At 42.7% G+C, this 6,293-nt stretch carries 4 protein-coding genes; 1 reads left to right on the plus strand and 3 read right to left on the minus strand.

All coding sequences use genetic code 11. The annotated features are described in order from the left end of the window. Positions 1–350: 350 nt before the first annotated feature. Both EA341_RS07205 and EA341_RS07210 read right to left on the minus strand, forming a co-directional pair. A complete protein-coding gene (locus tag EA341_RS07205) occupies positions 351–1,289 on the minus strand; it encodes a DUF4097 family beta strand repeat-containing protein (protein ID WP_293012619.1) in 939 nt (312 codons plus the stop codon). Positions 1,290–1,572: 283 nt separating this feature from the next. Further along, positions 1,573–2,328, minus strand: coding sequence for an NUDIX domain-containing protein (locus EA341_RS07210; RefSeq protein WP_293012620.1), 756 nt, complete (start codon positions 2,326–2,328; stop codon positions 1,573–1,575). A 143-nt stretch (positions 2,329–2,471) separates the two neighbouring features. On the opposite strand from EA341_RS07210, the gene EA341_RS07215 reads away from it, so the two are divergent. Continuing rightward, positions 2,472–4,571 (plus strand): M28 family peptidase, encoded by a 2,100-nt coding sequence (locus EA341_RS07215; RefSeq protein WP_293012621.1) that lies wholly within the window; start codon positions 2,472–2,474, stop codon positions 4,569–4,571. A gap of 143 nt (positions 4,572–4,714) precedes the next feature. On the opposite strand, the gene EA341_RS07220 is transcribed toward EA341_RS07215, so the two are convergent. Further along, a complete protein-coding gene (locus EA341_RS07220) occupies positions 4,715–5,875 on the minus strand; it encodes a class I SAM-dependent RNA methyltransferase (RefSeq protein WP_293012622.1) in 1,161 nt (386 codons plus the stop codon). Positions 5,876–6,293 lie beyond the last annotated feature (418 nt).

The raw sequence follows: 6,293 nt of genomic DNA on the forward strand, positions 1-6,293 counted from the left end.
TCTAATTTTCAACTAGATATGCAAATAATCTATCACTAAGTTAACGCGTATGCCTTACAGGGCTTGTGGCGAGAAGCTTTATCCACATATACTGTTTACCCCATCGGGGTAAAATATGGGTAGCCGTGGGTAAGGCGCAACATACACCTTTCACTGGCTTCAACCTCCTAGCGCCGCAACCCATGGACCAATGTAATCTAAAGGCCATTGCACGGCCGAGGGATAAGTCTTTACAGGAATCGAGGCTCTTGGGCCGTGAGGGGGTCGAGGCGGATACGAGATTGAAATATCGAATAACGAACATCGAATTTCGCCCGCCTGCTTCGGGCAGGAATAATGAAGAGAAAATATCACCTGAAGTCTAACTTGACTGAGCCTCCGGAACTGGCCATGGTCACGGGGATACCTCCGCCATTCAGTTTACCTTTGACAGTGTTCCCTTTGATCTCTCCAATAAAGTTTTCAAGTCTCAATTTGGAAGATGTTCCTCTTAGGTCAAGGTCAAGCCCTTCGCCTCCGGGTAATGTGGCGCTGATACCTCCACCACTGGATTTCAAGCTTACCTGGCCTTCAAGGCTGAGGAGATTTGCTTTTATGCTACCACCAGAAGAGTTGGCAATCAGGCTTCCTGCAATGTCGTTCAAATTCAGTCCACCTCCTGAAGAGTTGATGATGAGGCTTCCTACAAAGTCATCCACTCGGACTGAACCACCGCTGGAACTTACATCCATAGACCCTACAAAATGCTCAACCCTAAAGCTGCCTCCTGAGCTTTTGGCATCAAACTGTCCTGCACAATCCAGGATACTAATACTCCCTCCACTGCTTACTAAGGAATGATCACCATCCAAACCGCTGAGTGAAATGCTTCCTCCCGCGCTTCTCAGGTCTGCAGAAGTTCTTTCCGGCACATGAATCTGAAAAGTAAAACTCAATTGGTTCCTGCCCATGTTCCAGGCAGTCCTTGATTTGCTGCGCATGGCCACAAGGACTTTCTGGTTCTCCTGGTATATTTCAAAATCAAACTCCTCTAATTTCTCCATCACTTCCGGATCATTGACATTGAGCACCTTCCCGTTTCTTGTGACAAAAACCTCCACCAAAACCTGATCATACTCCCATACGTCCACATGTATGCTGGCTCCTGCAGTTTTCATTTCCAACTGGGCAAGCCCATCGATGTCGAAAGTTTCTGAAATATAAGGATCACCCTCATTCAAATGCTTTGCTATGCTGTCTGTTGGCAAAACCAGAAAATAAGACAGAAGGATATAGATAATAGTTTTCATGCGTTTATAATTTATTTTTGGTAATCACCTGCTTTCCCGGCAGTGGATATTTTAGATCAGAATGGTACATCATTTCAGCATTTGTAGCAACAAAAACCTGTATCGCTTTTTGTGCGAAACATGCTGTTGATTGCATACTCATGTCATGAAGGACATTTATATGAATAACACTTTATACGAGTATTGTGCCATTTCGAAAAACATGGCCAGGACTTCTTTATTCCCCTTTTTATAAAAATATATAAGCTATCAAGTGTTCGCTTTTTGTTCGTAAGCGAACAAATCAACTGAAAAAAAGACCACCCTCCTCGAGTACTTCTTTATAACGCTTTTCATCAAATTGATACAAGTAGGGAGATTTGTGTGCCACACCTTTTTTGACCTCATCCAATCGGATGACAATACCCGTTTTCAGGATCTTTTTCTGAAAATTTCTCGGGTCTATCTTCTTGCCCAAAATTGACTCATACATACGTTGCATATCAGGCATGGTGAATTTATCCGGCAGCAGATTAAGGCCTACAGGCTGAAAGCTCAATTCCAGCCTTAGGGATTTCAAACCTTTGTTTAGGATTTCATTGTGGTCAAAAAGCAATTCAGGGACTTCATCAATGTCTACCCATTCACATTTTTCTGTAAAGATATCCGGATTGGGAAATACTTTTTCGTAATCCACCAAAGCATAGTAGCCAACAGAAACCACCCTTTCATGAAATATCGGTTCCTCAATCAGGTGTGACAATTTTTGTCTGATCACATCATTGTCATATCTCCTCACCTTTCCGAAAGTATGGAATTGTCTCAGGAAGATCTTATCCAATGCAGTCCTTTCATTCAGGACCCTCACTGCGGCAGCGTCTATGGACTCAGATTGCTTGATGAACCCTCCTGGAAGACTGTATTCTTCAGAATTTTTCCACTTTAATAACAAAACCTTTAAAGTACTGTCATGAAAGCCAAAAATAACGCAATCCAAACTTAACTGCGGGATGATGTCTGACATACCATCATGAACTGTTTTACTGATTCTCTCTGACATTTCTTCAAATTGAGGCTCTAATTAAAAGCAGAATATCCATAATTACTAATCAAAACAAAAATATACCATTCAAACATAAAGTAAACCGTCGCATGTGACTTTGGATATATTTGTAATATAACATGACCAACCAATCAGAATTTATGATCAAACACCTACTATCAGCATGCACCCTTGGATTGCTCATCAGCCTTCCCCTTCATGCCCAGCGCATGGACGGCTTTGTGAAATCCAATGAAGAAAAGCAAGAATCCATAGAATCTCAATTTAAGGAAACTGTAGATTTCAGCAGGTTCAAAATTCACCTGGAGGCAATTACATCCGATCCCCATCCTGCCGGCAGTGCCGCCAATGATAAGGTAAAAGACTACATGGTGGCATCTATGGAGAAATCAGGCTGGGATGTAAAAGTATATCCTTATGATGTTTACCTTACTATAGGTCAGGGAGAATCTGCAGTGGAACTGGTCACGCCGATCCGACAGCCACTCAACCAGCAGGAATATGTTCTTCCTGAAAACCCCTATTCCATGCACCCGGATTTGAAAAAAGGGTGGAATGCCTTTTCTGGGACTGGAGATGTGACTGCAGAAGTGGTCTATGCCAATTATGGCACGAAGGCAGACTTCGAAAAACTTAAAAAAGAGGGCATTGATGTAAAAGGCAAAATAGTCATTGCACGTTATGGCGCCAATTTCAGGGGCTATAAAGCCAAATTTGCAGAGGAATATGGAGCAGCAGGCCTGATTATTTATACCGACCCGGGAGATGCTGGCTATGCAAAAGGTCTTGTGTATCCTGATGGGCTATATTACAATGAGAGCTCCATACAAAGGGGTTCGCTTTTAACTGCTCCTTGGACTGGAGATGCTTTGACTCCTTTTGAACCTGCATTGCCTTTGGATGGAAAAACGAAAGTGAAAAGAATTACACCGGAAGAAGCAGGACTGCACACTATCCCTGTAACTCCGATTCCTTACGGTTCTGCCAGAGAAATTTTTGCACGAATGAAAGGAAAGCCTGTCACTTCTGATTGGCAGGGTGGACTTCCTTATACCTATCGCTATGATGGCGGTGAAGAACTTTTGGTGAGGTTGATGGTAGAGCAGGAAAGAGGTTATGTCCGTGCCAACAATGTCATAGGCACACTCAAAGGAGAAACCAATCCGGATGAATGGATCATCTTAGGATGTCACTTTGATGCCTGGTCTTTTGGTTCCACTGATCCTAACTCAGGAACTGCAATGCTCTTGAGCATGGCAGAGACATTGGGCAAAATGGCCGAGCAAGGCATCAAACCAGGTAGGTCTATCATGATTGCACATTGGGATGCTGAAGAGCATGGTGTCATTGGATCAACTGAATGGGTTGAGCAACTGAGAGACGAATTGGGAGCCAAAGCGGTGGCCTATATCAATTTGGATGCTGCAGTTGCAGGAAGAAACTTTGGAGGTTCTGCCTCACCAAGTATGAAAAAGATCATGGCTGATGCGGCCAAGGCGGTAGCTTATCCTGATTCATCCAAAACTGTTTATGAAGTATGGGCTAGAGGTAAGGAAGAGCCTGCCATCGGTAACCTTGGTGGCGGATCTGATCATATTGCATTTTACATGCATTTGGGCATTCCATCTATCAACGCCGGTGCTGGAGGCCCTACACTTTACCATACCAATTACGATGACCTTTATTTTTACGAGAATTTTGCAGATCCTACCTGGCAAATGGGCGGTACTGTAGAGCAGGTTATCGGAGTTATGGCTTTGAGGTTGGCCAATGCAGATATTATTCCTTACCACTTGAGCAGGTATGCCAAGGATTTGGATTTACATTTTGAGAATGCGGAAAAGCAAGTAAAGGAATTCCATAAGGATTTTACCGGCTTTGATAAAGCCAAGTCTACCATTTCCGAGTTGAAGACCAGTTCTGAAGCATTGGAAGAAAAAATCCAGTCTGCAATAGCTTCAGGAAGTTTGGACGGAAAAAAAGCAAAGACTATCAATAAGGAGTTGATGGCTTTGGAGAAAAGCTTTATCGATCCTAAGGGCATGTACTTCGGTGATTGGTACAGGTCGCTTTACGCTTCCACTGACCCTTTCAGTGGGTATGCTTCTTGGGTATTACCGGGTATACAATATGAAGTAGAGATGAAATCTACTGATAAATTGGAAGAATGGGATGAGCGATATGCTGCGGCAATCACTGACCTGAAAAATAAGATGGATTCATTGGCAAATAAGCTTTAAAGGAATTTTATCGCCACAAAGGCACGGAGGCACAAAGAAAACCACAAATAACTTGGCGGATCCTTTGTGTCTTTGTGGCTTTGTGGTTATTCTTTTTTTACCACATATACACAGCGTGCACAGAGCTTTTTCAGATAAAACATTTATTTCCCTTTACCTTTGAACAACTCATATTTCAGGAGTCGGCAATCGATGGTTCCATTGTAGAATTCTATTCTTTGGGAAGTTCTCAGTCCTATTTTTTTGGACAATGGCAGGTTACCCGTAAAAACAAAACCTGTATAACCTGCACATTTTTGCTTCATAAAGTCTCCCATTCGCTGGTAAGTTTCAGGTAATTCATTTTCCTCTCCCAGCCTTTCCCCATATTCGGGGTTGAAAAACAGGACCCCTTCTTTTCCTTCAGGAACCTCTGTTTCGGCAAAATCACATTGTTGGAAGTCTATCAAGTCAGCGACCCCTGCTGTTTCTGCATTTTCCTTGGAAAACATAAGGGCTTGCAGGCTGATATCAGAAGCAATGATTTTCAGTGAAGGATTGACAAATACCTTTCTTTCGACTTTAGCCCTGATTTTTTGGTAAATCTCCTGGTCATACCCCAATATATGCATAAAGCCATAATGGTCCCTGAACAAGCCAGGGAAACGGTCAGTGGCCATCAATGCCGCCTCTATAGCCAGTGTACCTGATCCACACATGGGGTTGATAAATGGACTCTGTCTGTCCCATCCACTTGCATAGATGGTTGCTGATGCCAATGCTTCCAACATCGGTGCATCACCGGGAATTTTCCTGTATCCGTGTTTGGCCAAGGTTTCCCCCGAGGTATTGATGTACAAAGTGGCTTGGGTATCCTTCCAGAACATCTGAAAAACGGCCCCTTCCAAATCAGAGCCAGAATCAGGTCTGATTCCTGATGCCTCCCTAAACCTATCTACAATAGCATCCTTGATCCTGACATTTACAAAAAGTGGATTATCTACCGTAGGATTATCGACATTTGAGATCACTGAAAAATAGGTGGACTCATTGATGTAATCTTCCCAAGGAATGGTCTTGACCCTCCTGTATATATCATCAGCCTTGTGCAGGTAGAAGGACTTGATTTCATATAACACATGACTGGCTGTCCTGAGGTGCATATTGAGAGAGATACAGTCATTCAGTGACACCTCCAAAGTGATATGTGTTCTGTGTACCTCTAAGGGCATAAAACCTAGGTCTATTATTTCCCTTTCCAAATAGGGCGAAAACCTGTCTTTGCAGGTGATTACTACTTTTCCTTTTTTGTCAAAATCAATCATGGGGCAAAACTAAGCAAATGCCATCATATGCCTGTCATCTGAATAAAAATAAGTAGTCATGCCATGCGACCCATACCTGTTAATTAGTGATAAAAATGTTAAATCCGCCGTTGAAGATAGGTTGTGTAATTGAGTAATTGATCTAAAGATTGTTAAGGGTTAAAATGTTAAAGGTTAAAGCGTGGGGGCAAATGAACTTTTAACTATTAATTGATGAATTGATGAACTGGAGAACTGGGGAATTGATGAACTGTTTAACTGAGTCCTGGTGGTCAAGAGTGCTCTTGACTTCGCCTTGTCATTCCGAGATTTTAAAATTTGGTATTTACAGATCATAAAATGACAAAAGGGTTCACGCAGCGGGCGCAGCGAAGCCGCAGCGATCGCCGCGAGAAATAGCTATTTGTCATTGGTACGT

It is taken from the genome of Mongoliibacter sp. (genome assembly GCF_007692705.1).
Lineage (GTDB): Bacteria > Bacteroidota > Bacteroidia > Cytophagales > Cyclobacteriaceae > Mongoliibacter.

Excerpts from the sequence above, each read along its gene's own strand:
- EA341_RS07205 (WP_293012619.1), bottom strand. The coding sequence starts at position 1,289 with ATGAAAACTATTATCTATATCCTTCTGTCTTATTTTCTGGTTTTGCCA.
- EA341_RS07210 (WP_293012620.1), bottom strand. The coding sequence starts at position 2,328 with ATGTCAGAGAGAATCAGTAAAACAGTTCATGATGGTATGTCAGACATC.
- EA341_RS07215 (WP_293012621.1), top strand. The coding sequence starts at position 2,472 with ATGATCAAACACCTACTATCAGCATGCACCCTTGGATTGCTCATCAGC.
- EA341_RS07220 (WP_293012622.1), bottom strand. The coding sequence starts at position 5,875 with ATGATTGATTTTGACAAAAAAGGAAAAGTAGTAATCACCTGCAAAGAC.